The sequence below is a fragment of the Clostridium sp. KLE 1755 genome (genome assembly GCF_000466465.2).
In the GTDB taxonomy this organism is placed as follows: domain Bacteria; phylum Bacillota; class Clostridia; order Lachnospirales; family Lachnospiraceae; genus Eisenbergiella; species Eisenbergiella porci.
Genome location: NZ_KE992710.1, coordinates 1 through 25,028, shown reverse-complemented (window position 1 = coordinate 25,028; position 25,028 = coordinate 1). Strand labels below are relative to the sequence as shown.

Genomic DNA, 25,028 nt, shown 5'->3' with positions numbered 1-25,028 from the left:
GGAACCGCCCCCGCCGGAAGGACACGAACCTGGGTGTGAAGGGAAATGAGGGAGTGGAATAGAAAAAATTTGGAAGGAGGACAAATGGGAAAAAGAGTTTGTGCGGGTCTTGCGGAGGTTTTCTTTTGTTATTGGTTTGTGTTGGCGAAACCGGAGGTGGTGCGTTTAGCCTGGGGAGGTTATGTTTTCCCGGGTAGGTTACTCTGTTTCGAATTGGGTGAGGATGTGGTCGGCGGCGTTTATGAGGTTGGTTTCTGTGGTTTCGGAAGCAGAGGGGCGGGGCGGGGCGGACTGGAGGATGAAGTAGCCTCTTCCCATGAGGGAGTGGCCGGTGGTTACTTTCTGCATGTAGTCTCCGGGAGTTATGCGGCAGTTCCAGGCTTTGAGGGTGATTCCTTGCGGGAGGCGGAGTTGGGAGGCCTGGGGGATTGTTTTGATGCGGCATTGTTCCAGGTTGAAGTAGTGAATCAGGAGTTTTTCTGTTTTTGCGGGCTCGTAGGCGTAGTCCATGTTGCATTGGCTTCTGATGTATTGTTCCGCCATGTCGATGCCTGTGGCCAGGGGGGTGAAGAGGTTGTGGAGGTTGTGGCCGGAGGGCCTGGCTGACAGTTCGATGGCGAAGATACTGTTTTCGGTGATCATGAGGTCTGCGTGGAGGAGGCAGTTTTTGAGGCCCAGCAGGGCGGTGGTTTCTGTCAGGTAGGCTGCGGCTCTTTCCCAGAGGAGGCGTTGTGTTTCATCTTCCCGGGGGTTTACGCTCAGGTAGCCTATGGCCTGTCTGGCAGGGGGTGGGGTGATGAGTTTTTTGCGGAGCAATATCATGCGGAAGCGGTCCTTGTCCATGCAGGCGTCCACGCCGTATTCCACGCCCGGCGCGGCTTCCTCCAGGACGTAGTCTTCTGCGGGGGCGGCTGTGTCCTGGTTTTCGGGGAAGATGCAGGTGAGGGCTTGTTCCAGTTCCCGGGGATTATTCAGGAAGAAGATGCCCCTGCTTCCTGAGCCGTATCTTGGCTTGAGGATTGCGGGGTATTGGAGGGTACTGAAATCTCCGGCATGGTCCCCTGTTTGCGCCGGGGCTGCTTCTGCGGGTATGAGAAGGCAGCGGCAGTTCCTCAGGTTCTTTTCCTGGAGTTTTTTGTGAAACAGGTATTTGTCTGTGCAGTATTCGGCGGCCTGTCTGCTGATGCCGGCAAGTCCCAGGGCATCATTTACCGCGCCTGCCGTGGTCAGGTATCTGCCGATAGGGCCGGTGATCAGGAAATCCGGCTTTCTGTCTTGCAGGGCGTCCAGTACGGCCCTTTCATCCGAAATGTCTATGGTAAGTCCTTCATCTGCCGCTTTCAGTCCTTCCGCGTCCGGATTGCCGTCAAGGGCCGTCACGTAGACGCCCAGCTCCTGTGCTTTTTGGATGGTATGCAGGGATTCCTCGCCTGCGCCTATCAATGCTGCTTTCATCTGCTTCTCCTCCGCCGGTTTCCCGTATTGCATGTTTTATATGTTTCGTAATTTCTCGGTTCTTTATGGCTTTAATTTTTTTCTGAAGTTTCTGTAGGTCCAGAGCAGGCTGAAATATATCATGAAGAACAGGGAGGATTTCTGCTGCATGCGCACCAGTTTTTTCTCCTCCTCATTAAAACGTTTTTGATAATAGGGATTTTCCTGGAAATCCGGGAAAGTGCTGCGCATTTCATCGCCCAGCGCTTTTACAAAGGAAAGCTCCTTCTTTTTTACGCCGAACATATAGGTGAACAGGGTATTCACATAGAAAAGGACGGAAAAACTGCATTCCAGTTCCTTGTAGTATTCCTCAAGGTAGCCGTACCGCTTTGCCTCCGCTATCATGATTCTGCCGGCTTCCATCCTGTCCTCGCATCTTTTGCGGGTGATGGTATGGACGGTGGAGGCCTCGTGCTGGTAATAGTAGTACATGGGCTCCGGCATGTATGCAAAGTGCTTTGCCCGCAGCATCCAGGTGTTTCCCAGCGCGTTATCCTCGTAGAAAATGCCTTCCGGGAAGCGGCTTTCACAGCCGAGGATAATATCACGTCTGTATATTTTCACGACAAGGCTGCCGCTGTCCAGTATCAGGGAGGCATATTTGTCATGATCCAGGCTTCCGGCCTGCTCCGGGCTGTTGTTATGGACCACCTGTCCTGTTCTCATGCTGTGCTCCTGTGTCAGGCAGTAGTCGCAGCCCACCATATCCGCGCCTGTTTCTTCTGCGCGGGCCAGCATTTTTTCATACATATCCGGTGTAATCCAGTCGTCGCTGTCGATAAAGCCGATCCATTCCCCCGATGCCAGGGTTAGGCCTATGTTTTTGGCGCCCCCCTGTTTTCGGTTTACCTCGGAATGGACCGCCCGGAAGCGGCCGGGGTATTTTTTTTCAAACTGCTGAAGGATGTCCCAGGACTGATCCGTGGAACAGTCATCCACTGCGATGATTTCCATGTCCTGCAGAGTCTGTCCCACCAGGGAATTCAGGCAGTATTCCAGTTTTCCGTCTGCCGCCGTATTATAAACAGGCACGATAACACTCAGCTTCATTCTCAGTTTTCCTCTCTTTACGGTTCCCCGGCCTCCGGCGCCGCCCCTTTGGTCACCTGATATAAATCAAACTCGTTATCCTCTATCCCATAGTGTCCCACATATTCTATCTGCAGCTGGTAGGGAATGATTTGATCCGGCACAAAGTCCCACTCCATTTCCGTATCCAAAAACCAGATCCGGTCAAAATCCCGGGACAAATCCACATCCCTGACATAGAAAAGGCGTTCCTCAGGGAAATAGTATTTATAGTTAAAATAATACGCCTGGTAATTGTATACCACCAGGTCCCGTTCGCCCAGGTTTTCCGAGAAAAACTCCTCCGTCTGGGCGGTCAGCGTGGCCTTATATTCCGCCCGGTAATTATCTCTGTAGGAAATCGCCCCCACAGCCAGGAAAAATACAAGAAACAAAGCAGCGATTTCCTTACGGAACCGCCGGCAGCCAATGGCTGTAAACAGGCAGAACAGGCCCATGGCCGGGAACACGTACTGATCTCTGTAAATAGGCTGCTTCAGCAGGGAAAGCAGAATGCCGCCGCCCGCCGTCAGCGTGGGCACGGCCATACAAAGCAGGGCGAATACACCGGCTTTTCCTTCCTCTCCGCCCTTTTTCACAGAAACCAAGCAGCTGATTCCCGCCAGCAGGGAAATCACAAGAAAGACATAGGTAGTCTGCGGCACCGGAGCCAGTCCGAACGCCCATAAAAAGTAGCTCCACACCGTTTCCCCGGTGATGGGCGGTATCCAGTAACCGGCCTCCACCCTGGTTACCTGTTCGTAAAAATAAGGCATCCAGGGCAGGTAAAGCGCCGTCATAAGCAGCGAAAACAGCACCCATTTCCCAAGCTTCTTTCTTTTTTCCCTGGAAAAAAGCAGCGCCAGGAACAGCAGTCCGTTAATGATGATAACGGATGCAAATGCAAAATAATGCAGATAGGCCGCCGCCACAGCCGTTACGGTAAGCCAGATCCAACAGCTCCATCTGTCATTCACGTAGATTTCCCAGGCTGCCAGCCCGCAGGCCGTAACACAGAAAAGCGCCCAGGAATACATGCGCACCTGGACCGCATAAACCATGGAGCAGGGAATGCAGCCAAGCAGGATGATAAACAGAAAAGAGGTTCTGTCTCCGAAATATTTTCTCACCTTCGTCGCTCCCAGAACAAGCGTCAGGCTCATGGGAATCAGCGTCAGTACCTTCTGTACCTGCAGGCTTTCCCCGAACAGAAGCCGGAACAAACGTCCCAGGAAATAATACAGCGGCGGATGCACATCCTTTGCCGTTTCCGATATGATTTCTCCGAAGCCCGCCTTGAACAGATTCATGCTGAAAATTTCGTCCGTCCATACATTGTTATTAAAAATCAGGGACAAGTACAGCAATGTAAAAAATATTACGCTGCCCCAGATTAATATTCCTTTCTGCTTTCCATCCGGCAGATGCCAACTCTTTTTTTTCACCTCTGTCTGCATATACTCTCCTCCGGCCTGTCAGACGCATCCTGTTATCATCAGGATGCAACGGCCGGCTTTTTCTCTCTATTTTGCATAATAGGACGCTATTTTCCCAACCGCCGTAATCACATCCTCCACGTCCGCATCGCTCATTCCATAGTAAAGAGGCAGGCTGATGATTTCCTCATACAGCTTTTCCGCCTTCGGGCACAGCCCCTTTTGATATCCAAGTTTCTGATAATATGGAAAATAATAGGTGGGGATATAGTGCACATTGCAGCAGATATTTTCCGCCGCCAGCGCCTCGAAAAATCCCTTTCTGTCTATGGTCAGCGCTTCCGGCCTGATTCTCAGGATATACAGATGCCTTGTAGTATCGGATTCCGGGATTTCCTCCTGCACCGTAATCTGCGGCATCTGTGAAAAGGCTTCGTTATAGCGCTTCACGATTTCCTTCCTGCGGGCCTTGAACATCTCCAGCTTGTCCAGCTGGCTGAGCAGCAAAGCCGCCTGGATATCCGTCATACGGTAATTATAGCCAAGCTCGATCTGCTCATAATACCATGGTCCTTCCGGTGTATTTTCCATCCAGTCCGGATTTCTGGTAATGCCATGTCTTCCGAACAGTACCAGCTTTTTATACAGCTCGTCGCTGTTTGTCATTACGGCGCCGCCCTCTCCTGCAGTTACGGTTTTCACCGGATGGAAACTGAAGGTGGTCATATCCGCAATAGAGCCGGTTGCCTTCCCGTCATAACAGGTGCCGATGGAATGAGCGCCGTCCGTAATTAAAATCAGTCCATATTTGTCGCAGATTTTCCGCAGAGCCTTCAAATCCGTTGACTGGCCGGTATAATCCACGGCAACCACCGCTTTCGTTTTTTCCGTCACGCATTGCTCCACGCTTTTCGGATCTATATTGTAGGTTTTGTCATCAATATCGGCAAATACAGGTCTTGCGCCGCAGTACAGGGCGCAGTTTGCGGAAGCCGCAAAGGTGACAGGCGTGGTTATCACCTCATCCCCCGGGCCCACACCCGCAGCAAGGCAGGCGATATGTAGAGCCGCTGTGCCGTTAGATACCGATACGGCATGCTTCGCCCCCGTAATGCTGCAAAGCCGTTCCTCCAGCTCTCCGATTTTGGGACCACAGGTGAGGGCGTCGCTTTTGAGCACGTCCAAAACCGCCTGATAATCTGCCTCGTCCAGATACTGATGACCGTAATATATTTTTGTCTCCCTGACCGGCGATCCGCCTGCCGCCGCCGGGAGCCCCCATATTTTTTCTTCCATAAAATTGTCCTTTCCCAGAGCCTGGCCTGTTTAAGCTGCAAAAAGAAGGGCGCCTTATGCAGCTCCTGTCTCCCGGAAGCGATACCCGGAGCAGCCGCGTAAAGGCCCCCTCTGATTTTTATTTCTCCAGTTCCACGTTCTTAAGAAGCTCGCGGATATCCTCCACGGTAAGCCATTCCTTATTGTTCCCTGAGCTGTAGGAGAAGCCCTCCTCCACCTTTACGCCGCTCAGATCCGGAACCTGCCTGTCATTCCATACCACCTGAGGATATACGATGAAATGCTTGTCATATTCGTAGGTATTGAAGGAATCCTCCGGTGTCACCATGATTTCATGGAGCTTTTCACCGGGACGGATGCCGATTTCCTTCTTCGTACAGCCGGGAAGCATGGCCTCGGCCAGATCGGTCACTTTAAAGGAAGGGATCTTGCTGATGAAGGTTTCGCCGCCCTTCGCCTCCTTCAGTGCTTTGATAACAAGCTCCACGCCCTCTGTCAGGCTGATCCAGAAACGTGTCATGCGGAAATCCGTAATAGGCAGCTCCGTGCCCCCGTTTTTAATGATATTGTTAAAAAGAGGGATGATGGAGCCGCGGCTTCCCGCCACATTCCCGTAACGCACGATGGAAAAGCTGATGTCCTTATTGCCCGCATAGGCATTAGCCGCTACAAAAAGCTTATCACTCACCAGCTTGGTTCCGCCGTAAAGATTTACCGGATTGACCGCCTTATCTGTGGACAGGGCCACCACCTTTTTTACATTGGAATCCAGCGCCGCATCAATCACGTTCTGCGCACCGTTTATATTGGTCTTAATGGCTTCGTTGGGATTATATTCACAGGCAGGAACCTGCTTCAGGGCCGCCGCATGGATGACATAATCCACACCTTCAAAAGCCCTTTTCAGCCTGTCCTTGTCTCTTACGTCACCGATAAAGTAACGCATTTTTGATTCATATTCCTTGAATTCATTCTGCATCAGGTACTGTTTGAATTCATCCCTGGAATAAATAATGATTTTCTTTGGATTGTAGTGGGTCAGCGCATACTTGGTAAAACATTTGCCAAAAGAGCCGGTCCCGCCGGTTATCAGTATCGTTTTATTATCTAACATGAACTTTCCTCCATTTGTGTATAGTTTCCCTTTTCTTCTGATGGTCTATACATCTTTACTCTCATCTGCGCACAAAAGCACTCGTGTAGCTGAAGCCGCAGACAAAACAGCCTGCCGCCCCGCATCGTCACAGCTGCTCCCTTTCTGCTTTTCGGCTGGTACTGCCGAGAGTTCAGGACCCTTCAAGGAAAAGCCGGTTTCTATCGGCATTATAACATAGCCTACCGGCTAATGCAATGCACCTGAATCCGTCAGCGCGGTAAATGCGCAGACCTGGCTGAACTGAAACGCTCTGTGCCCGAACTGTTTTCCCCCAAAAACAGTCCCTTAATCCCGCAGGCGGTACCGCACCTCTCCTTTGCCCTCCTCATGGACAATCATACTTTCCTTCTCCAATAAGGCCAGGCACAAAAGTGCTTCTTTTTCGGAAATTCCCATTGCCTTTGCAATTTCCTTTCCGCCTGCCCGCACATTGTCCCTAAGATAGTCAAGTATCCTGGGAAGCTTCGTTTCTTCCAGGTGTTCCTTCCGCCCGCGCGCCTGCAGCTGCTTCCCGGCCTCTTCCTCCCCTGTCAGCGGCAGAATCAGAACCACTCTGTCCGGATTGAATTCCTCCAGAAGCCGCGGCCGGTTCCAGCCGTTGCTGTTCCAGATGCGGCGTATTTCGGTCAGCCCCTTTCCGGTTCCGTCCCCCACTCCTATTAGATGGAACATACGGCTGATACGTTCATTCCTGGCATCCGGCGCTGCGCCGTGAATCACTGCTTCCTCGGCCACTCGCATATCCCCCGGATTGGCGATCGCAAGCTGCTTCCTTTCCCGGCGGACAACCACGCCCATACGGTCGTAATAGTTGGCATGGCTTAACGCGTTGGCAAGAGCCTCACAGATCCCCTTCTGCGGGCCTTCCGCTGCCTGTCCTTTTCCTTCCTGCGCCTGTCCTTCCGATAAAAATGGGCCTGCCGACATAATTCTGGCTGACACCCGCAGATAAAAATCAAACAGGCTGCCGCTCCAGTCCCCGGAATCTGAAAAAATACCATTGGAAGCCGCGTCCCCTTCTTCCGTATATTCCAGATGGAAGCGGGAGAATTTCTTTATGATTTCCGGCTCTCTTCCAAACATCAGAAGCCCTGCGGCTGTCACATGGCTGATACCGCTGCCGTCCGTCTCCATGGCTCCCAGTTTTTCCAGAAACTCCGGAACAGACAGCTGTGCCGGGGACTCCTCCGGATGGCAGACAAAATACTCCTGCCGATACCTCTCCACCGTATCCCCGTCCAGGACCTCCATTCCCATATCCCCAAAGACCTGAATATCCTGGGAACCGCCTGCCGCGTCCCGCAGCATGCTGTCCACCTCGTCCCGGGTACACCGGTAATCCCCTTCCCCATTCCTGCGGTAGGAGCCCATATAAGGATCGTTTCCGATATAAACCGGTTTTTCCCTGCGGTCCGCCCTGGGGACCTCGATTACCACAATCCTTCCCCTACCGCTGTTTTCTGCCGGAAAAGGGGAAGTTTTGCTGCCCTGCGCCTGTAAGGGAAGCTCCCCGGCGCCCTGTCCGCCGATTCCCGCCTCCACAATCTGCACCTGGCTTTCCTCCAGGATATTGGCGCTTACGATCTGCCTGTCATTTACAAGACGCCAAAACTCCTCAACAAGCCATTCCGGCGAAGGAAGCTTAACCGGACGGAAGGATTTATCCGGCAGCTCCTCCACTCCCAGGAGGATCACGCCGCCTATGGTATTGGCAAAAGCGGAATAGGTCTCCCACAGGCTGCGCGGAAAGCCTCCCTGCGCCCGTTTCGCTTCAATCCGGTTATTTTCCCTGTATTTATCTATTTCCTCGAAATGAAGCATCCGCCCCTCCTTTTTTATAATACCCCTCTTCTACACGCCCCGCGCCCGCATTGTCAGGCCATGGAGCCGCCGCACCGTTTTGGGTGCTGCGGACAGAAGCAGCAGATATACCTTCTGCTTTGCCGTCAGATAGGGGGAAACCACCGTATCGGCGGCATGCCTGCGGCAGTATTTTTTTACCGCCGTATAAAAGCTATCCTCCCGCACCATAAGTCCCACCGGGATATGCAGCAGATAATCCAGCCGCTGATAAAGGCCGAAGCGCACCGCTTCCTTCTGTAGCGCCGGATATTTTTCCTCCACTATCCCCTGGACATAGTCTGCATTCTTCACAATATCCACAAAAACCCTGGAAAAATCATTCCGCTCCTTCCGCCTGGTATTGCTGCCCATGCGGTAATATACATGATAAAGCTGCTGAGGAAGGATACAAACGCCCTCCGTCTCCTGCAAAAGCTCCACCAGCAGGTAAAAATCCTCGTTCAGCTCCCCCTCCGGGAACCGTTTCTCCCCGAACAGGCTTCGAGCCGTCAGCTTGGTGCAGAAGGAACAGTCCCCCCTGTGCAGCAGCAGCTCCCGCAGGAAGGCTTCCCCGGACAAAAAAGTCACCTTTTCAGGCGGCGTACATACATCCGCCCTCTTTTGCCCGTTTTCATCAATCTCATCCCTGGAAGCCTGGACGATGCTGTAACCGCCCGCCTTTACCTGTTCCATCAGCCTTTCATACATATCCGGCTCAATAAAATCGTCGCTGTCCACAAAGCCCAGATATTCCCCGCGCGCCTTTTGCAGCCCTAAATTCCGGGCAGAGGAGGAGCCGCCGTTTTCCTTATGGAACACCCGGATCCGCCCGTCCCGTTCCGCCAGCCGGTCACACAGCGCCCCCGTGCCGTCGGTGGATCCATCGTCCACCAGCAGGATTTCCAGGTTCCGGTAGGTCTGGGCGCACACCGAGCTCACACAGCGCTCCAGACAGTCCATGATATTATAAATCGGGATGATGACAGTGATAAGCGGATTCTCATTCCTCATACTGATCTCCTTCCCGGCCAGATGACAGGGGCGATGGAAAAAGGCCCCTCTGCGGGCGGCTCCACCCTTCCCTTCTGCCAGTTTTCATAAAAACGCAGACACTGCGCCGCCGCATTTTCCGCATTCCACAGGGAACAGATGGTATCATAGGCCCTGCGTCCCATCTGCCGCCGTTCCTCCTCATGCTCCATCAGATAAACCACCGCCTCCCGGAACTGCTCATAGCTTCCTTCCCGGTAAATCATCCCGTTCACACGGTTTTCAATAAGATACGGCACCGCGCCCGGCTCCGAATTCGCCACCACAGCGCAGCCGCTGTTCATGGCTTCATTCACCACGGCGCCCCAGCCCTCCAGATGGTTGCTCGTAAAAAGATGGATATGGCTCTCCTCCATCTTCTTTCGCACCTCACCCGGCTCAAGGAAGCCGTACAGAATGACCCGGTCCGAGAGGCCTTTTTGTTCGATTTCGCCCTTCAGCTGATCCTCCAGCTCCCCGCTGCCGATAAAATGGATGCGGTAATCCAGCCCCTTTTCCCGCAGATCCTCCGCCAGCCTCACCACAAATTCCGGGTGCTTTAACGGCATCATCCGGCCCGCCCAGACAATCTGCACCGGCCCATCCTCAGCCTTTCGCTCCTCCGGCCCCTTCCCATCGTAATGTCTGGTTTCCGGAAAGTACCCGAACCGGAACCGTTTCCCCGGATACGCATGAATCAGTGAAAAATCCGAAGCCACATATGCGCCCGCGCAAAGCAGATAGACCGGCTTATTCCTGTACCGGATGTGCTCCCTGTATTTGTGCACCAGCCCCCTGGGAGAAACCGCCTTCCACTGCCCCTCCCGGTAAATCCGTTCGCTGATGCGTATGGCCGGCTTTCCGCTGCCAAGCCTTCCGGCAATCAGCTCCTCCTGCTCCATCCAGCCGGCAAGCAACAGATCACAGTCCTCTATCAGTCCCCTGCAGACCTCCGGTTCTTCATAAAGCAGATGCACATAGGGAATCGACCGGGCGTCCACCGTCCAGCCCATTTTCACCCGCTCCTCCTCCATAGGCTCCGTCTGTATAAACGTAAAATCCTCCCCCAGCTTCCGGTAAAGGCAGTCGCAGAAAGGAATCTGGTGATGGTTGATGTAATTGGAAATAAAGTTAATTTTCATGAACGCTCCCCCGGTTAATCATATCCCGGTATATCCCCATCAGGACGGCATAATTTTCATCCCCGTCGTGATTATGTCCGGCCTGCTTCGCCGCTTCCCGGGAAAGGCTGTCCGCCAGCCCGTCATTTTCAAATATCCGGATCACGCATTGAGCCAGCTCATGCACATTGCCTTTCTCAAACAGCAACGCGCTTCTTTGATCCTCCGCCATATCCGGGATGCCCCCCGTCCGGGAGGCGGCGCAGGGAACCCCCAGCAGCATGGCCTCCCCCAGGGAATTGGGGGAATTTTCCAGCGCGGAGGGACAGACGAATACATGGCTGTTCAAATAAGCTTCCTTCATCTGCACATCCGAAAGCTGGCCCAACACGGTAATTTTATCCTCCAGCCCGTTTTCTTCCATCAGCTTCCGCAGATATTTGCCGTAGCCGGAGATTTTCAGCTTTTCCTTCAGGCTGCCATAGGCCGTAATACCGATTCCCGCCACGCTGATATGCGCTTCGGGAAATTTCTGCAGGATTTCCGGCATGGCCTGCAGCAGATAATGGAAGCCCTTCAGCGGATAATCCCCCTGGCTGGCAAAGATTTCATAGCTCCTGCAGCTGTCCCGCCGCCAGCTTCCCTGGTAAAAACAGGACCGCATGGTTTCGTTCATTTTATGGTAAACAAGTCCCTGATTACATGCAAGGGATCCCTCCCTGTCAAAAACGGTCCGCCCGGTCACATGGCCGCTGCCCTGGAGCACCTGCCGCTCTCGTTCCCCCCGGATACGGAACTTTTCCTGCTGCATACGCAGGCTGTCCTTTCTCAGCAGATCCCGGAAGGTCGCCTTTTTCTGTACGGTTTCCGGCAGATCCGCCATATAGCTTTCTGCGCACGCGCCTATCAGCCCCTGGATCCCCACCAGCGTCCGTTCCGGCCGCTGAAAGCTTCTCACCATGGCCAGCGCATGGGGAAACTCCGTACCGAAAATATGCACCAGATCCGGTTTGAAATCTGCAAGAATTCCTGCAAACCGCTTTTCCATCGCCAAATCATATAGCTCAGGCCTCTTCAGATTTTCCCGGAAGCCATACACGTATACTTCTTTTTCTCCCGCTTCCGGCGCATCCGTCAGCTCCTTAAGCTTTATCCTGCCGCTAAACTGCGAAAGCTCCTCTTCTTCAGAAGGAAAGCAGATGCCCAGCTCCAAATCCTGCTCCTCATCCGCCAGATAACGGTTCAGCGCCCCGGTCAGCCACCCTTCCCTGACGCTGTAGCTGCGCCCCAGCGCGGCAGCCGCCGAAGGAGGACAGATATTGCACAGCCATAACACCCGCAACCGCTTACTTTCTTCCCTCATCCTTTTTTCCTCCTGTAGACCGCAGATTTAACCGCATTATAGCCCTTTGACAACGAAGGGCTTTCCGCGATTTTCGTGCGCAGCGGCGCCAAAGTAGCCAGCATGAGGAAGGAATAGAAGCTTCTTTTCCAAAAGCCCTGATAAAAACGTGTGATCACCCTGTGCTCCAGCGCGGAACGCTTCCGGTTTTCCCTGGTTTCCGAAAAACCGCCTCCCTCGTAGAAGGCCACTGTCACCGGCATATACACAGCCTCCGCCTTCCTGTCATAAATACAGTACAGGAAATGCTCATAATCCGCCCGCACCCGGAAATCCGTATCATATCCCCGCTCCGCAAACAGGCCGGCGTCATAGAAGCAGACCTGATGGCAGGGCACATTCCGGTAACAGGCGAAATCATTCATCCGCGGCGCGGAATGCACCGGACAGTCCTGCAGTTCATTATACTGATCCCCGTAAAAAATATACGGCCTCGTGCGGCACAGGCTTTCTTTCTCCGTTTTTTCGATAAATTCGGCTGTTTCCGACAGCACGCTTCTGCTGTAAAGCCGGTCGCCGCAATTTAAAAAAAGCAGGAAACGCCCCCGGGCATGGGCAAGCGCCTGGTTCATCCCGTCATAAATGCCCTTATCCGGCTCCCGGAAAAAACGGATCCTGCTGTCCGCCGGCAGTTCTTCCAGCTTCTCAACGGAGCCGTCCGTAGAGCCTCCATCCTTAATGATAATTTCAAAATTCCCATAGTCCTGATCCAGCACGCTCTTCAGCGTGGGCACAAGCTTTTCTCCCGGATTCAGCGACACGACCACAATACTAAAAAATAAATGAGCCATTCAACCATTCCTTCTCCGTAAAAATCCAGCTGTGATAGGGCAGCACGCGCACTCCCTCCTGATGGGCCGTAAGGAGGAAATAGGCAAAATACAGCAGGCAAAAAGCCGCCGTCAGGAGGAACATCACTTTTTTCTTCTTTCCGGCGCCTTTTTTCAGGAGCCGCAAAGCGGACGCGCCCCCAGGCTCCGGCGCCTCATCTGGCATTCCCATTAAAATCCCCGGCACCAGGAGCACATGCGCCGTAATCAGATAGTAGCCAAACCTGGACACAAGAGGCAGAAAGGAAGCACAGGTATAAAGCGCCAGCCCCAGCAGGTTCAACTTAAAATAAAAAAGATTGGCCCGGTTCTCCTTTATCGTCTCCCGATAGGCGGAAAGTCCCAGCAGCAGCACCGCAGCGCAGCGGATGATGCCCATCAGGCTTCCCTCCAGTCCGGTTTCCTTCTGCAGATATACCGTGTTCTGGTAGGAGGGATACAGCCACAGCACCACCTTCATCCAGAACCCCTGAAACAGCGGGAGGCTGACCGCGAATGCCGCTCCCAGAGCCACCTGCCATTTTTTCCAGGGAAGCGCGGCGATCAGATAAAGGGGAATGACTACCAGCACCGATTTATGGAACAGCGCCGCCAGTAGTATAAGCAGCACGAATTTACCGTATTCCCGTTTCAGCACATAGCGGAGGCTGTACAGCGTAACCGCCAGCACAAAATAATAACGCACCGTATTGAAGGTACGGAAATACAGGCCAAGCAGCATAAACAGAGCAAAGGATAACGTAAAATCCACGCTCTGATCATACATGGCCTTCAGGAAAATTACCGCCGTAACCACCGCAAACAGGCCGAAAACAAGCAGGTAATTCTCCCCGCCGGAAAGCAGGAACAGGAAACGTACCAGCCAGTTGAAGCCCGGCTCCGTCACCACATAGCCTCCCACATAGATCTCATGGAAGGTGTTCACATAATTTCCGTAATCATTTCCCACATCAATACGCAGCGCCGCCGTACCTGCCAGCACCAGAAACAGAGTAAAAAGCGCGGCGCAGCTGCACGCCTGCCGCCTCGTCATCCCCATTCCGCCCACTGCTTTGGTACAACAGGAGGCTCTATTCTCTACCAAACATGCCAGCGCGATGGTCACCGCGCCCAGAAGTCCATAAAATATCATCCGCCTTCACCTTCCGTCTCCTGCGGGTAACTGTGCGGTCCCAATTACTCCTGCCGGCCGTTTTCCCTGCGTATTCCCCTGCACATCAGCGAAAATGCCCTGGAAAAGGGCATCTCCTTACACATGACGCCCTTGTGCTTATACAGAAAACGCAGCGCCATAAGCAAAGCGGCCCTGCCATACAGGAAATGATACAGAACCCCTCTGTCATAGAAAAATTTTTCATTATAGCCATGAAACCAGGTGGACGGCCTTCCGTTTTCCTTTCCGATGGTCACCGGCGCCTTATACACCTTCAGCCCCTTCCGGATGCATTCCGCTAAAAACAGGCTGTCCTCACCGTTGCTGTACCTGGCCCCGCCCCCGAAAAGCAGGGAAAATGTCACATTGGCTTCATGAAGCTTTTCCGTCCTCGCCGCAAAGCTGTAAGTCGGATACCTGCCGCAGTTGTACCAGCGTACCCTTCCGTACGTATCAATGTGGTAGGTAGCCCGATCCCGGGGCACCTCCATATCAAAAAGGATCATGTCCGCCTTCGGATTTTTTTCAAATTCCAGCGCAATCGCCCGCGCCGCTCCCGGCCGGTAAACGATATCCTCATCTGCGAACACACACAAATCCCCGTCCGCACGCATCAGACAGTTGTTCCTGGAAAGCCCCACGCCGCGCTCCGCAAAGCTGTAGCATTTCATGGTATGTCCCTGATACGTATACTCCCTGTATGCATTTTCATCACACTGATTTACAATAATCGCATCCGCCTGAAGGTTCATACGCTCCGCAAGCGTTTCCACATCCTCCTTCACGGCGGAAACAAGAAACTGCATTTTCATGTCCATTGTTTTCTCTTTCCGGACGCTTTACGTTTTTTCTTCCCGTAATAGGCCCTGAGGAATTTATCATCCGCATCCGTGAGCACAGCGCCCACGGCTGTGATTCCCAGCTTTTCCAGCTGCGCCGCCAGATGAAAAAGCGCCCTGCCGTTTCCGAACCCACAGGGAACCGCAAGCACCACGCTGTCCACACTGTGCAGCATGCGCACTTCCTTTTCCCCGAAGGGCCAGGCAGTAACAAGGGTCTCCGCATTTTCCCCCGCCGCGGCTGACAGCAGTTCACCGGCTTCCCGGCAGGACGGCGGGACAGCAGAGGCCCCGGCAGCCGCTCCCTGCCCGGTTTCGTGACCCGTTTTTTCCATCTGACCTGTTATCTCCGTCTGACCCGTTTTTCCTGTCCGCCCTGATTTTTCCGTCTGACCTGTCTTTTCCGTCTGCCCTGATTTCTCCAGTCGCCCTGTCTGTTTCAGGCAGCTCCCGTCCACCAGGCAGATCCGCTTGCTTCCTTTTAACAGGAATGCCGCGTTCCCTTTCAGTTCCTCCAGATAATCCGCATCCTTCCCCCGGGTCAGGATCCCCAGCACCGGAATACGGAAACGCTTCGCAAAGTCCTCCTCCAGATAAATGGAATCATCCAGAATATAAAAAAATACGAGAACAAGAAAAGAGAGCACCGCACCAAGAATACCGCCGAAAATAAATGCATTCACAGTTTTTGTTGCACGAGGCACCTGCGCGGCAGGCTCCACCGTCCAGCACTGCATCCCGCTAAGCCCTTCAATGGATTTGGCAAACTTATCCAGGCCATACACATAGGCCTTAGCAATTTCCTGAGAAAGCCCGGCATCCTGCGTGGTGATGTACAAGGGCATAATTTTCACATCATTCATCTGCCCCACGGAAACGGACGCCTTTACCTGGGCCTTGCTGATTCCCTCCGGCAGCGCCTCCATGACAAAATCCACCACCTGGTCGGTCTTCATGATTTCCCCCCAGGTATAGGCATTGTAATAGTCTTCGATTTCCCCGTATTTCTCCTTGTCAAAATAGATCCGGTACTGGGAAAAGACCTGATACTCCGGCTTTCCGCCAAGCACCAGCGCCGCAAAGAGATAGATTCCCGCCGCCACGGCGGCTCCCGCCAGCGCTGCTGCCAGGATAATCCATCCTTTTTTGAAAAGACAGAGGGCAAAACGCTTTCCGTCCATGCCCTCCTGCCAGAATTTTTCTTCTCTCATTATTTATTGTCCTCATCGGATTCCGACTTTATCGCCGTGATCTGTGTGGATTCCACACCCTCGGTGCTTTCCGCCTTGAAAAGGATCTTCAGCGTAAGCAGCATCAGCCTGATATCCAGCCATACAGTATAATTTTCGATATAGGTCAGATCCAGCTTCAGCTTGTCATAGGGAGTCGTATTGTATTTTCCATAAACCTGCGCGTAACCGGCCAGGCCTGCCTTCACCTTCATACGGAACGCAAATTCCGGCATCTCCTCCATATACTGGGCGATGATTTCCGGCCGTTCCGGACGGGGACCGATAAAGGACATTTCCCCTTTCAGTATATTGATAAGCTGCGGAAGCTCGTCAATCCGGACCGCACGGATGAATTTCCCCACCGGTGTGATACGGGAATCATTTTTGGCGGCAAGCCTGGCCACGCCGTCCTTCTCCGCATCCACTCTCATGCTGCGGAATTTCAGGATTTTGAATTCCTTTGCATCCCTGGTGCAACGTATCTGCTTATACAGGACCGGACCGCCGTCATAAAGCTTGATTACAATGGCCGTAATCAGCATGAAGGGCGAAGCGAGCACCAGCAAAATCAACGCGCACACAACATCGATGCAGCGCTTGAAAATCTGCTGCTCCACGGTGAGCGCAAATTCCCGGGTCAGAAAAATCGGCGTATCAAAAAGATGCAGCTGTTCGGAGCCCTTGATGATAACATCCGGAATTTTAGGCATCATATAAATACGGACGGAGCGGCTGTAGCAGTACTTGATCAGCTTATTCCTCACCGCCGTGGGGATGTCCCACAGAACCACGCCGCCGTAGCCCTTTTCCACCTCGTCAAGAATCGCGTCGGCTCCGGCCGAAATGTTCATGCATTTTACAATATTATACTTGTCCTTGCGGCTGGCGAATTTACGCTGGATATCCTCAGTGGGACGATCGCCGTAAATCAGCAGCAGCTGCCTTGGCGGGAAAAGCTTCCTGTAGATGCGGTAGGACAGCCAGGTATAAAATGCGCCGAACACAATCTGCCCAATGAGCGTCAGCAGCAGCGGAACCGGGGGAATCAGCCAGCCGTGGATCATAGCCATCTGCAGATAAGAAAAAACATTGGTGCATAGAAGTGCAAATACCTGGGAACCAAAAACCTCCATGGGCTTCTGATATCCAATCCTCAGTCCGCCGTAGGTCTTCATAAACAGGAACAGAACTACCAGGTAAAAAGCAAAAATCAGAAGATGTCCCTTAAAATAAAGCTTCGTATCATGCCTGATAATCACCGGATAATAATAACCGAAATAGGCTATGACATATCCTCCCAGCATAGCCAGCAAACCAATATATGACAGCAGCAAAATCAGCAGTCTTTTTCTGGATTCCTTCTGATTCATCGTTTCTCCTTCAGCAGCTCCCTGGGGCTGTTGTGCTTCTTCACAGCCGCAGTTCCTTTTCTTTTGTATAGTATGCCCTTATTTCATACGCTTTGTGCAGCGTGGCAGCAATCGCTAATAGTTTACCATACCTAAACTCTCCTTGCAACCGCGCGCCACGCCCAGAAGCAGAAGTGCCACGCGCTCACAGGCAGGGAAAGCTTCTCCTGTTTCCGGTACAGATGCCAGATCCGCCGGATGGCTTCCAGCTTGTTGGAGGAGAGGGAGCTTGCGGGCCTTCTGTAAACCGCCAGGTTTTCATCCAGGCCATAGGCAGTATAACCGTTTCGCAGAATCCTCCACCAGGTGGCGGTATCCTCGCTCTTTACCCGGGGCATGCTCACCAGATCCTTACTGATTTTTTCCAGATCAAAGAGGACTGTGGTTGTAAAAATCACAGTTCTGGACAGCGCTTTTTTATAAGTGAGGGTTTCCGGCACATGGACAACCTTTCCGTTTCCCACGCCCTCACTGTCTCCGAATTCATATCCTGTAAATGCAAAAGCAGCCTGCTTTTCCTTTAAAAAAGCAAGCTCTTTTTCCAGTTTTGTTTTTGTCCATAAATCGTCTGCATCCAAATAGGCCAGATATCTGCCCTCAGCCAGCGCAACACCCCTGTTTCTCGCCGCTGCCGCTCCCTGGTTGCCCTCCTGCCTGACCGGACGGATTCTTGCATCCTCCCCGGCAAGCCTTTGGAGAACCTGAAAGCTGTCATCCGTGGAACAATCATCCACCGCAATCAGCTCCCAGCTTGTGCAGGTCTGACGGCGTACCGTTTCCACTGTTTTTTCCAGGTACGCTGAAGCGTTGTAAACAGGCATGACAATACTTATTAAATCATTCTTCATTACAGCTCTTCCTTCACCAGATAAATAGGCCGCTTCTTCACTTCCATATAGGTCTTGGACAGGTACTGCCCCACAATCCCCAGACAGAAAAGCTGCACGCCGCTGACCATGCAGATAATACATACCATGGAAGGCCAGCCGCCCACCGGATCTCCTATCGCCAGCGTCTTAATCACAATAACAAGAATCAGCAGAAATGCCACAAAACAGAACAGAACCCCCATAAAGGAGGCCAATGCCAGCGGAACCGTGGAAAAAGCAGTGATGCCGTCAAGCGCATAAATGAACAGCTTCCAAAAATTCCACTTTGTTTCTCCATGGGCGCGCTCCACATTTTCGAACTCCAGCCATTTGGTGGAATACCCCACCCAGCCGAAAATCCCCTTGGTAAACCGGTTATACTCTGTCATCTGAAGAATGGAGTCAACCACCTGCCTGGTCATCAGCCGGTAATCCCTGGCCCCATCCACAATTTCCGTTTTGGAAATCCGGTTCACAAGGCGGTAAAACATCCGTGCAAAAAAGGAACGGATTGGCGGTTCTCCCTTTCTCGTCACCCTTCTGGTTGCCACGGAATCATAACCTTCTTTTATATATGAAAACATTTCCGGAAGCAGGGACGGCGGATCCTGCAGATCCGCATCCATCATAACCACATAATCGCCCTTCGCTTTCTGCAGCCCCGCATAAATAGCGGACTCCTTCCCGAAATTCCGGGAAAAGGAAATCAGATGCACCCTTTCATCCCTCTTCCTTAAGTCCTTAACTTCCTCCACAGTCCTGTCTTTGGAACCGTCATCCACATACAGGATTTCCAGTTCCAGCCCTTCTTTTTCAAAAAAGGGGGTATTTTTCATCAATTCCTCATAGAAACAATCTACGTTTTCCTCTTCATTGTAGCATGGGACAATGACGCTCAGTAAACTCATGGGTATTCCTCCTGACGTAACCGGCCGCTTGTCCTTCTGCACAGCAGTAAGGCAGGCAGCCTTATTAAGCTTCCGGCTCCAGCGGTCCGTCCATACGGATACGGTCCGCTATCCGGGCTATGTATTCGCTGTTTGTCGGCCTTACCGCCCCGGAAGCGGCGCTGTAGCCGAATAAATCCTCGAATACGGCCGGGTTTCCTCTCTCCCAGGAAACCTCTATGGCATTACGGATCGCCCTTTCCACCCGCTGGATATTGGTATGGTTGTTTTTTGCAATACCAGGGTAGAGAAGCTTGGTTACGCTTCCTACCAGTTCCATATCCAAAGCAGTGAGAACAATGGCCTCCCGCAGATAATAATATCCCCTCAGATGAGCCGGCACTCCCAGCTCCAGCATGAATTCCGATACGTAGCGTTCTATCTGTGCCTGCGTTAAATTTTCCGTAACCATTCTTCTCCTCCTGATGTCCGTGCGTGACGGTAACTGTTCAGTACCTTCACAGTTACAGCCAAAATCCGGCCTGTATCACCTTTGGCGATGGATTTCGGCACTCCTGAATCACTTTCTTACAGTCAGCGCAACAGGTGCGCAGCCTGCTTAAAGGTAACTTTTTCCAGGTCCATCTACAATGATATCACGGTATCACCGGAAATAGAATGATTAGCGATCGAGAAATTTCGCGCTACAGATACGAATTTTCTCCTTTTTCCGACAGGGCCTCCACGATCTCTTTCACTCTCTGCGCCTCGGCCTGCGGGCATACCAGAACGGCTTCCCCGGCCTGCACAATGATCAGATCCTCAACGCCTACGGCAGCGATCAGCTTGTCTACAGAATACGCGGTACAGTTCCTGCTGTCAAGAAGCAAAGTTTTTCCCACGGTCAGATTTCCGTTTTCATCCCTGCTTTTCAGCGCGTCAAAAGCGTCCCAGCCGCCCACGTCGCTCCAGCCGAAATCTCCTGTCAGCATGAGCACATGATCCGCCCTTTCCATAATGCCGTAATCCACGGAAATCTTAGGGATTGCAGGATAAACCTCCCACAGAAGCGCTTCCTCTCCGGGAGTGTCAAAACCCTCCGCCAGCTTCATCAGGCATTCATAAATATCCGGGAGCAGTTTCTTATAATAAGAAAGGATGGTGGAAGCCTTCCAGATAAACATGCCGCTGTTCCAGGCATAGCTGCCTGCCTCCAGGTATTCCCTTGCCGTTTCCTCATCCGGCTTTTCCACAAACTCCTCTACCTTGCGGTACGCTTTCCCTTCCACCGCAGTGCTCCGGATATAGCCGTAGCCGGTGGAAGCAAAGGTGGGGCTGATGCCGATGGTCACAAGGGCGTCCGTTTCCTCAGCGGCCTTTACCGCTTCCTGCAGCGTTTCCTGGAACCCTTTTTCATCCCTGATATAAGGATCGGAGGGCACCACGCACATGATGCCGTCGCCGTACTTTTTCAAAATGGTTATGGCCGCATAGCCGATACAGGCCGCCGTATTCCTCGCCGCCGGCTCCGCCAGGATATGATCCGCCTTCACCCGTCCTGCGGTCTGCGAAAGCATCACCTCCGTCTGCGAGGCATTGGTCACAATAAAAATATCATCCTTATCCGCAACGCCCAGAAGCCGGTCCACAGCCTCGTTCACCAGCGTTTCCCTGCCGGACAGGTTCAGAAACTGCTTGGGCAGCTTTTTCGTGGAAAGCGGCCACAATCTGGTGCCTCCGCCCCCGGCCATTACTACTCCGTATGTTTTCATGTCCATTCTCCATTCTCAACCGGTAACGGTTCAGATAACCGGACCGTTACTTTAACTGTTCGTTTACGGCTGCCGCCATTTTTTCAAAATTCCCGCAGCTCCATGCTGCCGTCAATTACAGCCTTGCCGCCTCCACATTTTCCCTGAACCAGTCATAAGCCAGCTTTACGCCTTCCTCCAGCTCAACCTTATGTGTCCAGCCCAGCCCGTGCAGCTTGGTCACATCAGTAAGCTTCCGGGGCGTGCCGTCAGGCATGGCGCTGTTCCATACGATTTCACCGGTAAAGCCCACCGTCCTGCGCACGGTCTCCGCCAGCTCCTTAATTGTAATCTCTTTGCCGGTGCCGATATTTACATGCTGCTCACCGCTGTAATTTTCCAGAAGGAACACGCAGGCATCCGCCATATCATCCACGTAAAGGAACTCGCGCAGGGGAGTCCCGGTGCCCCACAGCTCCACCGTGGACGCGCCGTTCACCTTTGCCTCATGGAACTTCCGGATCATGGCGGGCAGCACATGGCTTCCCTTCAGATCATAGTTATCATGGGGGCCATAAAGATTCGTGGGCATACAGCTGATAAAATCATCGCCGTACTGCCTTTTATAAAATTTGCACATTTCCAGCCCCGCAATTTTGGCAATCGCATAGGCTTCATTCGTTTCCTCCAGAGGCCCGGTGAGAAGCGCATCCTCCGGAATGGGCTGGGGCGCCATTTTGGGATAAATACAGGTGCTTCCCAGAAAAAGCAGCTTTTTTACATGAAAATCATGGCAGCATTTAATGACATTGCACTGAATCTGCATATTTTCATAGGCAAACTCCGCAGGCGTGGTATTATTGGCATTGATTCCGCCCACCTTCGCAGCGGCCAGGACCACCACATCCGGCCTTTCCTTTTCAAAAAAATCCCTTACCTGCGCCTGGCTTGTCAGATCCAGCTCCCTGTGTGTCCTGCCGATCACATTTTCATAGCCCTTTGCCTGCAGGTTCCTCACGATAGCGCTGCCCACAAGTCCCCTGTGACCCGCCACATATATTTTATCTGATTTTTCGATTGTACTCATTGTGCATCTTCCTCTTTTCTATTCTCGCGGAAGCCATACCTGATATCTCCCGCATGCTCTCCTTCTCCCCGCAGCTCAATATTCTGGATCCTGGGGGAGGAAGGGAATTTATCATATCCAATCTGCCCGCCGTCCGCAGGCACATAAACCGTCACACCGTCCACATCATAGGTGACTGCGTCAAAGCTTCCATAGCCCTGCTGCCTCACATAATAAGGCTCCCCCGCAGACGCCGCCATGCCGCCGGCCAGGCCCACAGCCTTAAATATAAGGAACAGGAGGAAACCGGCCCCGAATACATAGTACCCGTACCGCCTGCCTTTTTCGCTTTTCCCCAACGCCTGTACATAACAATAACCCAGCACAGCCGCAGGCAGCGCCAGCACGTAAACATAACCGTAACGCACCAGCGGTGCGGAAAACTGCCAGAAAAAATAGCCTGTTATCAGGACCGCCGCATACAAAATCCAATCCCAGGGAAGAATTCCGTCTGCCTCCGGCCTGTTTTCCTGTATTTCCTTTTTCAGTTTTCCATTTTTCCGTATCTCGTTTTTCTGTACCCTGTTTTTCCGTTCTTCCAATCCTGCTTTCCGTATTCTCAAGCCCGCTCCCGCAATGGTTACAGCACCCAGCCCGGTGCAGGCGGCGCTTGCCGCCACCCAAAGCTTTTCCAGCCCCTTCAGGGCGGCAAACCACTTGCCCGCCCAGCCGGAAAACGGCGTGTCATACAGATTTACATCATAAAGCAGCCTGGCAAACACCTGGATCTCCTTGGAATCGCAATCCGCATAGCCCTTTTCGATTTTCCAGTCCACAGGGAACAGATCCAGAAAAGTAAAAGGATAAAACAGCCAGCCGGAAATCAGCACGCCCCGTATCAGCCAGGGAAGCGCAATCCCAAAACCAAGCCCCAGATACAGCCCGATTTCCTTCCACCTTTTTTCCCGCAGCAACTGCACCGCAGGCTTGAGCACCAGCAGCAGAATCACCGCCGCCGACAGCTTCACCGTAACCGTAAATACAAGAAGCAGGGAAAGCAGGGCATAGGGCGCTGCCTCCTTTTCCCCGCTCTCCAGCAGATCCAGCCAGTCAATCAGGATAAAAAGCAGCAGCAGCATGGCAAAATAATCCGACGCCGGCGACACCATCTCACCAAACAGCACAGTCAGATAATAGATGCCTCCCACCCTTACAAAGTCGGAGACCCTCACCCTTCTGCGCACCGCCAATGTCCGGATCCCGCTGCACTGGATACCCACCAGCAGCGCCAGAAAGCCCTGCACCGCATGCATTCCCTCCGGGAACAGGCTTCCTCCCAGCCACCGCATACTGTAAACCGCGCACAACGGAAACGCCGCGCTGTTATAGGCAAACCGGCTGTGCAGGTTACCCAGCCCCGGAACCACGCCATACTCCTCGATCCACCGTATGGCCTGGGCATGATACAGCCCGGTATCCACATGCATATACCCTCTGGAGGTCCCATAGGCCATCAGCAGGACCAGTCCCGCCAAAAACACCGCATACCCCCTGCTGCATTGACCGGCCCTTTCCCGCCAATAAACAGCCAGAGGTCGGCGATAGACCACCGCAATGGCCGCACACGCCGCCACCAACAGCACATTTGCCCAAAGCCCCACTCCCGAAAAAAGGCTGAACACCTGGGAATATACCGTTACCGCCGCAAGCCCCGCCATCAGGACCGCCGTCATCTTCCAGCGGACAGTACCCGTCCCGCCTCCAGGCGCCCTGCCGGCCGCCGCGCAGCCCCTTTCAAAAGGCAGCAATACCGCAAAGCCAATCAGAAATGCCGTAACGAAAATATATCCCCAGTTGAACAGCACAGTTAACATAAAATCCTACTTTCTGTTTTTAAATTCCTCACAGCCCACGCCGACAACGGCCTGCATATCCGCATCCATCATCATAGCCACAAGGCCTTTAAAATCCACTTTTCTCTTCCAGTTCAGTTCTTTCTCCGCCTTGGAACAATCGCCCCAGAGGAACTCCACCTCCGCCGGACGGTAAAATTCAGGATTTACGTCCACAAGCAGCCTGCCGGTCCGGGAATCATAACCCTTTTCATTCACCCCGGTCCCTTCCCAGCGGACAGTAATGCCCACCTCCTGGAAAGCCGCCTCCACAAATTCCCTTACCGTATGGGTTTCATTCGTGGACAGCACATAATCTCCCGGCTTATCCTGCTGCAGCATCAGCCACATACCTTCCACATAATCCCCTGCAAAGCCCCAGTCCCTCTTGGCATTCATATTCCCCAGGGAAAGCTTCTCCTGCTTTCCTGCCAGAATATTGGCAATGGCCAGCGTGATTTTCCTGGTAACGAAATTCTCGCCCCTTCTGGGTGATTCATGATTAAACAGAATCCCGTTACAGGTGAACATATTATAAGACTCCCTGTAATTCACCGTAATCCAGTAAGAATACAGCTTCGCCACACCATAAGGGCTCTTGGGATAAAAAGGCGTTTTCTCACTCTGGGGAGCCGTCTCCGGCAGCCCGCCGAACAGCTCGGAGGTAGACGCCTGATAAAAACGGCACGGCCCCCCATTGATCCGAATGGCCTCCAAAAGCTTCAGCGTACTCATTCCCGTAGCATCCGCCGTATATTCCGGGACCTCAAAGGAAATACCAACATGGGACTGCGCCGCCAGGTTATACACCTCGGTAGGCTTGATTTCCGCCATCAGCCGCATCAGTCCGCTGGAATCCGTCGTGTCCGCATAATGAAGAAAGAATTTAACATTATTATAGGGGGAATGAATCAGATGGTCAATCCTGCTGGTAACAGAAATACTGTGACGCCTCACTAGGCCATGCACCTCATACCCCTTCTCCAATAAAAACTCCGCAAGATAAGAACCATCCTGCCCGTTAATCCCTGTAATCAATGCAACGTTATTCATACTGTTTACCTCTCTGTTTTTAATCTATTAGGCTTATTTTGCTGTGACTGCAAAAGAATATACCACTTAATTTTCCTCATTACAATTTACTATCTTGCCCACAAATAGTAATATATTGCTATCTGGTGGGGATTGCTTTATAATGTAGGAGGGTTGTTGAGGGAGGGCTGTGAGCCCTGTGGCGGCGGGGGGTTTGGGGG

21 protein-coding genes are annotated in these 25,028 nt (G+C 52.7%); all 21 read right to left on the bottom strand.

Annotated elements, in window-relative coordinates:
- Window positions 1-198: 198 nt before the first annotated feature.
- A complete protein-coding gene (locus HMPREF1548_RS13285; RefSeq protein ID WP_035322046.1) occupies window positions 199-1,455 on the bottom strand; it encodes an ATP-grasp domain-containing protein in 1,257 nt (418 codons plus the stop codon).
- 63 nt (window positions 1,456-1,518) lie between these two features.
- Window positions 1,519-2,547 (bottom strand): glycosyltransferase family 2 protein, encoded by a 1,029-nt coding sequence (locus HMPREF1548_RS13280; protein WP_021636715.1) that lies wholly within the window; start codon window positions 2,545-2,547, stop codon window positions 1,519-1,521.
- Between the two features lie 17 nt (window positions 2,548-2,564).
- A complete protein-coding gene (locus HMPREF1548_RS13275; RefSeq protein WP_021636714.1) occupies window positions 2,565-4,022 on the bottom strand; it encodes a glycosyltransferase family 39 protein in 1,458 nt (485 codons plus the stop codon).
- A 66-nt stretch (window positions 4,023-4,088) separates the two neighbouring features.
- A complete protein-coding gene (gene pseC / locus HMPREF1548_RS13270) occupies window positions 4,089-5,297 on the bottom strand; it encodes a UDP-4-amino-4,6-dideoxy-N-acetyl-beta-L-altrosamine transaminase (RefSeq protein ID WP_021636713.1) in 1,209 nt (402 codons plus the stop codon).
- Window positions 5,298-5,415: 118 nt separating this feature from the next.
- The gene (gene pseB / locus HMPREF1548_RS13265) at window positions 5,416-6,411 is read right to left on the bottom strand and encodes a UDP-N-acetylglucosamine 4,6-dehydratase (inverting) (RefSeq protein WP_021636712.1); all 996 of its coding nucleotides are present in this window, start codon (window positions 6,409-6,411) and stop codon (window positions 5,416-5,418) included.
- Window positions 6,412-6,738: 327 nt separating this feature from the next.
- Entirely contained in the window at window positions 6,739-8,274 is a 1,536-nt protein-coding gene (locus tag HMPREF1548_RS13260) for an AlbA family DNA-binding domain-containing protein (protein WP_021636710.1), read from the bottom strand.
- 30 nt (window positions 8,275-8,304) lie between these two features.
- A complete protein-coding gene (locus HMPREF1548_RS13255) occupies window positions 8,305-9,306 on the bottom strand; it encodes a glycosyltransferase family 2 protein (protein WP_021636709.1) in 1,002 nt (333 codons plus the stop codon).
- Entirely contained in the window at window positions 9,303-10,466 is a 1,164-nt protein-coding gene (locus tag HMPREF1548_RS13250; protein ID WP_021636708.1) for a glycosyltransferase family 4 protein, read from the bottom strand. Before HMPREF1548_RS13250 ends, HMPREF1548_RS13255 begins: the two co-directional genes overlap by 4 nt.
- Complete coding sequence (locus HMPREF1548_RS13245) at window positions 10,456-11,808, bottom strand: glycosyltransferase (RefSeq protein ID WP_021636707.1); 1,353 nt, start codon at window positions 11,806-11,808, stop codon at window positions 10,456-10,458. Before HMPREF1548_RS13245 ends, HMPREF1548_RS13250 begins: the two co-directional genes overlap by 11 nt.
- Window positions 11,805-12,638, bottom strand: a complete 834-nt coding sequence (locus HMPREF1548_RS13240; protein WP_021636706.1) for a glycosyltransferase family 2 protein — start codon at window positions 12,636-12,638, stop codon at window positions 11,805-11,807. The genes HMPREF1548_RS13245 and HMPREF1548_RS13240 overlap by 4 nt, the downstream gene beginning before the upstream one ends.
- On the bottom strand, window positions 12,619-13,809 hold the full coding sequence (locus HMPREF1548_RS13235; protein ID WP_021636705.1) for an EpsG family protein: 1,191 nt from the start codon (window positions 13,807-13,809) through the stop codon (window positions 12,619-12,621). Before HMPREF1548_RS13235 ends, HMPREF1548_RS13240 begins: the two co-directional genes overlap by 20 nt.
- 44 nt (window positions 13,810-13,853) lie before the next feature.
- Window positions 13,854-14,648 (bottom strand): glycosyltransferase family A protein, encoded by a 795-nt coding sequence (locus tag HMPREF1548_RS13230; protein ID WP_021636704.1) that lies wholly within the window; start codon window positions 14,646-14,648, stop codon window positions 13,854-13,856.
- On the bottom strand, window positions 14,639-15,880 hold the full coding sequence (locus HMPREF1548_RS13225; protein WP_021636703.1) for a YveK family protein: 1,242 nt from the start codon (window positions 15,878-15,880) through the stop codon (window positions 14,639-14,641). Before HMPREF1548_RS13225 ends, HMPREF1548_RS13230 begins: the two co-directional genes overlap by 10 nt.
- Entirely contained in the window at window positions 15,880-17,271 is a 1,392-nt protein-coding gene (locus HMPREF1548_RS13220; RefSeq protein ID WP_021636702.1) for a sugar transferase, read from the bottom strand. Before HMPREF1548_RS13220 ends, HMPREF1548_RS13225 begins: the two co-directional genes overlap by 1 nt.
- Window positions 17,272-17,402: 131 nt before the next feature.
- Window positions 17,403-18,158: a glycosyltransferase family 2 protein gene (locus HMPREF1548_RS13215; protein ID WP_021636701.1), complete on the bottom strand. Its 756-nt coding sequence runs from the start codon at window positions 18,156-18,158 to the stop codon at window positions 17,403-17,405.
- Window positions 18,158-19,087: a glycosyltransferase family 2 protein gene (locus HMPREF1548_RS13210; protein ID WP_021636700.1), complete on the bottom strand. Its 930-nt coding sequence runs from the start codon at window positions 19,085-19,087 to the stop codon at window positions 18,158-18,160. The genes HMPREF1548_RS13215 and HMPREF1548_RS13210 overlap by 1 nt, the downstream gene beginning before the upstream one ends.
- 64 nt (window positions 19,088-19,151) lie before the next feature.
- Window positions 19,152-19,538: a sporulation initiation factor Spo0A C-terminal domain-containing protein gene (locus tag HMPREF1548_RS13205; RefSeq protein WP_021636699.1), complete on the bottom strand. Its 387-nt coding sequence runs from the start codon at window positions 19,536-19,538 to the stop codon at window positions 19,152-19,154.
- A gap of 232 nt (window positions 19,539-19,770) precedes the next feature.
- Window positions 19,771-20,838, bottom strand: coding sequence for a mannose-1-phosphate guanylyltransferase (locus HMPREF1548_RS13200; protein WP_035322044.1), 1,068 nt, complete (start codon window positions 20,836-20,838; stop codon window positions 19,771-19,773).
- Between the two features lie 115 nt (window positions 20,839-20,953).
- The gene (locus HMPREF1548_RS13195; RefSeq protein ID WP_021636695.1) at window positions 20,954-21,904 is read right to left on the bottom strand and encodes a GDP-L-fucose synthase family protein; all 951 of its coding nucleotides are present in this window, start codon (window positions 21,902-21,904) and stop codon (window positions 20,954-20,956) included.
- Complete coding sequence (locus tag HMPREF1548_RS13190; protein WP_021636694.1) at window positions 21,901-23,757, bottom strand: DUF8201 family protein; 1,857 nt, start codon at window positions 23,755-23,757, stop codon at window positions 21,901-21,903. Before HMPREF1548_RS13190 ends, HMPREF1548_RS13195 begins: the two co-directional genes overlap by 4 nt.
- 6 nt (window positions 23,758-23,763) lie before the next feature.
- Entirely contained in the window at window positions 23,764-24,828 is a 1,065-nt protein-coding gene (gmd, locus tag HMPREF1548_RS13185) for a GDP-mannose 4,6-dehydratase (RefSeq protein ID WP_021636693.1), read from the bottom strand.
- Window positions 24,829-25,028 lie beyond the last annotated feature (200 nt).